Annotated in this window: 4 protein-coding genes; 3 read left to right on the forward strand and 1 reads right to left on the reverse strand. The window is 54.7% G+C overall.

From position 1 onward, the window contains the following. Positions 1–80 precede the first annotated feature (80 nt). From G3446_RS29360 to G3446_RS25845, 3 genes are all read left to right on the forward strand, one after another. Positions 81–287 (forward strand): hypothetical protein, encoded by a 207-nt coding sequence (locus G3446_RS29360; RefSeq protein WP_425338437.1) that lies wholly within the window; start codon positions 81–83, stop codon positions 285–287. Positions 288–528: 241 nt separating this feature from the next. Beyond that, positions 529–2,328, forward strand: a complete 1,800-nt coding sequence (locus G3446_RS25840) for a right-handed parallel beta-helix repeat-containing protein (protein WP_164456542.1) — start codon at positions 529–531, stop codon at positions 2,326–2,328. A 156-nt stretch (positions 2,329–2,484) separates the two neighbouring features. Next, positions 2,485–3,168, forward strand: coding sequence for a hypothetical protein (locus G3446_RS25845; protein WP_164456543.1), 684 nt, complete (start codon positions 2,485–2,487; stop codon positions 3,166–3,168). A 218-nt stretch (positions 3,169–3,386) separates the two neighbouring features. Here G3446_RS25845 and G3446_RS25850 read toward each other — a convergent pair. Continuing rightward, positions 3,387–4,008, reverse strand: a 622-nt coding sequence (locus G3446_RS25850; protein ID WP_245232784.1) for a reverse transcriptase domain-containing protein, incomplete at its 5' end; no start/stop codon positions are given.

Raw genomic sequence — 4,008 nt, forward strand, 5'->3', positions numbered from 1 at the left:
TCTGCGTGTACGCCCAAATCGCCACTAAATGCTTGTTTTAAAATGAATCGCTAGACCCCCCGAAATCCGGGAGAGCCCAGATAGGAGGGGCACAAGTATCAGAAATACATGCAAATTTTATCAACAACGTTGGCGGGCGCGCGACGGCACGGGATGTTTTATCGCTGGTTCGTCTGATTCGCGAAAGAGTCAAACAAGAAACAGGTCATCATCTGTATGCCGAGGTGCGTTATGTGGCCCCCGACGGCAAAATGTATCCGGCGCACGCCGTTCCAGGTCTGAACTGAGGAATTCAACTCGACTTTGGCTATTTTTCCTGACCAGCAACTCCTTTTCGATCTGCAACTTACATGGCACAAGAAAAATAGCGAGGTGTCAAAATTCGGCGTTCCTGCGTCCAGACCCCCTCTAATTTTCCAGCCCTACCGAGTTTTAAGCACTTAGCTCGCTGTGGGAGTCTCAAAATAGCCAATGTCGAGAATAGAGAATTTAACTTGATATTTCTAGCCTTGATAATAGGTAAGCACAATGAAATCAAAGAACGTATTCTCTGCTGCACTCTTAATCATCGCGACCAACAGCTTCGCCGGCTGGCAGCCAATCATCGGCATCCCAAAGCCGCCATTTGGCGTAGAAGAATCCCACGCAATGTACTCGGATTGTAGCAAGTATAAATACGACTACGGTCAAGGCGATCAGTGCTATCGGGTTGGGGCCGACGGGCCATTTACACACTATATCGAGCCGAACCGCGTCGGCGCAACAGACGTCAATAACCCGCTCGGCACACCTGAAATACCACGGGTGTCCTTCCCAGAGAATAGTACAATTGCGCCAGGGAGCGTTATTCAGATTGTCGGCACGATGGTTGCCCCAAACATTCGAGTGTCTGCCAGTGCAACCACTAGTAGACCAACATTTGTACGTGGATCAGATCCCAAAGTAGACGTCGTGAAAGCGAGTGCCACCGATGGAACGATGTTCCGGTTTCTCGAATCAGACAATTACATTTTCGAGAACCTAGCCGTAGATCTCAACGGGTTGAAGATACGTGCGATGCGGTTTGGGTTAGTCGATCATTCTCTGACTAATTTTGCAATTAGAAACTGCGAGTTCAAAAACTCGACAGGCGAAGGAAATTTAGTAGTTTCCTTTGGCCATAATTTTCCGGCTCACAATACGCTTTCTAGTATTGTTATTTGGAAAAACCGTTTTCATGATCTTGGCACCGATCGCACGACCTTAGGTACGGACGACCACACTGCTATTGCGCTTGAGCGCAACACTAAAAATGTATGGATCGTCGATAATGAGTTTTACCGAATTGGTGGGGATGGCGTTTACCTCGCACACGATGCACCACCTGTCGACTCCGTTGCGCCCCACCACATCTATATCGGCAGGAATCTATTCCACGATCTTTTTGAGAATGCAGTCGATGTAAAGATGGCAAACCACGTGATCCTTTCCCAGAATGTTGCTCATTCCTTTGGCCCCGAATATTGCACGAATTGTGGTCCGAACGAGCCAGCATTCCGCCAGGGCGAAGGAAACGGCAGCCCCGCCGAGAAACGTTCGTACATATGGACACTTTACAACCTGGTGTACAATAGCTCTGGACCGGACGGGGTTTTCAATGCGTTCGAGGGTGCGGACAAGGCCCCATCGAACGAGATCTATTTTATCGGGAATATAGCCTATCACATTCGCGGTAAAAACAAAGACGCTCGACCATTTGCGTCTTGGAATCAAGAGAGGATTTACTGGCTGAATAACGTTGCTTTTGATACAGATGTAGGTGCTGCATTTTGGGGGGATTCGGACGACACTAACAATAATGAAAAACTGACCATTATGAATAACATATTTGGGACAACCGATCAGCAATCGTCACGCCCTTTTCAACTCTACATTTCAGGCACCGAAGAGTCTCTATCGCGGGCTGATGTAGAATCGAACCTTTTTTATCAAGAAGATGGGGTAGCGAAACTTCGCTTCGGATCGTTTGCGGGAAGCGTTGACGATTTTGTTGCCGCGGTGCCATCTAAAGCGGTGGGCTCAGTGGAGGCCGATCCACGCCTTAACCACGTCGCAGAGCTGAGCTTTGTCCCTGCCAGTGATAGCCCTGTTGTAGATCGTGGCTCTAGTATTCAAAGAGCCCTTGACACATTCGAAGCGCAATACGGAATGACGATAACGAGTGATTACGAAGGGGAAAGCAGAGTAGTTGATGGCGATAACGATGGTGTAGCTAAGGTCGATATAGGCCCCCTTGAGATAGCGGGACATATCATACCAATTCCCCCTGCGCTCCGCCTTGCGGACTAAATGGCCGTTGAACTGCCAGTACGCGGAGATCACCATCAGCCGATCGACCAACAGTTGTCTGCGAAGGGTGCAACCTTTCGAGCGCGACCGCGCTGCGCGCATACTGTGACTTGAGTTGATCTGGGTGGCTCGCCAGCCGCCCGGCTTTGAGCGAGCGTGACAGACTCTGTTGAAGTATTTCGATTGGCACGGCTGTGCCGTGATGAGGAGTCTGTGATGTCGTGTGTGCTGCCTGAGGTTTCTGAAGAGGTGTTTGCTCCTGTGGGTGGCCAAGTCGAGGCCATGATCACGACGGTTCGCGAGGCGGCTCAAACGGGCACGGCGGCGCATACCTTGGAGCAAGGACTGTTTCAGCAACTGTTGCGGCTCGGCCATTGCCTGTTTCAGAGCTTCTTGACCCTGAGCGGCCCGGGCGATGCCGGCGAGCGCCTGAAGCGCGAGGACGGGCGCGAGGTGAAGCGTTTGGCGCCACGCCCGCGCCCGTACCGCAACCTCGTCGGCGAGTACCGCATCGAGCGGTACTTCTATGGCCAGCGCGAAGGCCAACGCCTTGAGGCGATTCCCTTGTATGCGCCGGTATGCGATGAGTTATGTCCGGAGCACAGTCGATGCTGGCCCTGCGCGGCATTGCCCTCAGCAGGCTCCGCGGCGACTTCATCACCTTTCGCATCCGTGAAGATCTTCGTCGACTCTATGGACACCAAGCCGCCAAAGTCGCGTTACAGCCAGCGCTCGCGGTCTGAGATAGGCGCGTTCGGCAGATTGCACCCTGTGCCGAGTGTCGAGTGTCGAGTGTCGAGTGTCGAGTGTCGAGTGTCGAGATCCTCGACGTATACTTGAAATAGGTGTCTTTCGAGGCCTTGATCATCGTTTCGCCCAAAACCAAGTAGCTCAGTCGGCCAATCCGGTTCTAGATTCGGAAAATCAGGAACTTGCGTGGCTAGCCGCTGTTTCCGCGCGACCGCTGGAACCGGGTGGCCACGGGTGCTTATGCACCCGCGGCTCCCACAGATCCGGACGTGCGGGACTACGCATCCGGCTCCTCGGTTGAGCAGTCGCTACGCGACATCATTGCTATGAACGACACGTGCGGGCGGCAGGGGATAACGTTGGAGCAAGCGCTGAAAAGCCTCCCAGTTGAGCGAAGGCCGATAGGAGCGACGGTTCAGCCACTTGCGCCAGAGGCGGCGGACAACCTGTCGGAACCGCACCAACGCACGGGCGTTGCCGGTGATCCCATAATAGGCGTCGTGGCCTTTGAGCTTGCGCTTGAGCGCCCGCCACTGCTCCGCCACCGAGAGATGGCGGTGGCGGCGGCACCACTGCCCGATCTGCCGCACGGCGCGGCAAAAGCGGGTTTTGGCCGTCTTGCGCTGCACCACCCAGTATCCGTTGCGGGAGCGTCCCCAGTCGTGCGTAAAGCCGAGCAGGTCGAAACTGCGCCCGCGCTGCGAGCGCCGCGTTCCGCGCCGCCAGGGCGGACGACGAAAGTCCACCAGGCGAGTTTTCTCGGGGTGAAGCGTCAGACCGAAGCGCGCCAGGCGCTTGGCCAGAACCTCCAAGACCCGCCGTGCGTCCTCTTCCCGCTCGAAGGCCAACAGCGCATCGTCAGCGAAGCGGACCATGAAGGCCCGCCCGCGCAGGCGCGGCTTGACGGTGTCCTCGAACCAGCGGTCGAGG

The sequence above is a fragment of the Thiorhodococcus minor genome (genome assembly GCF_010820565.1).
Lineage (GTDB): Bacteria > Pseudomonadota > Gammaproteobacteria > Chromatiales > Chromatiaceae > Thiorhodococcus > Thiorhodococcus minor.

Coding starts and splice junctions, on each gene's coding strand:
- G3446_RS25840 (WP_164456542.1), top strand. CDS start 529: ATGAAATCAAAGAACGTATTCTCTGCTGCACTCTTAATCATCGCGACC.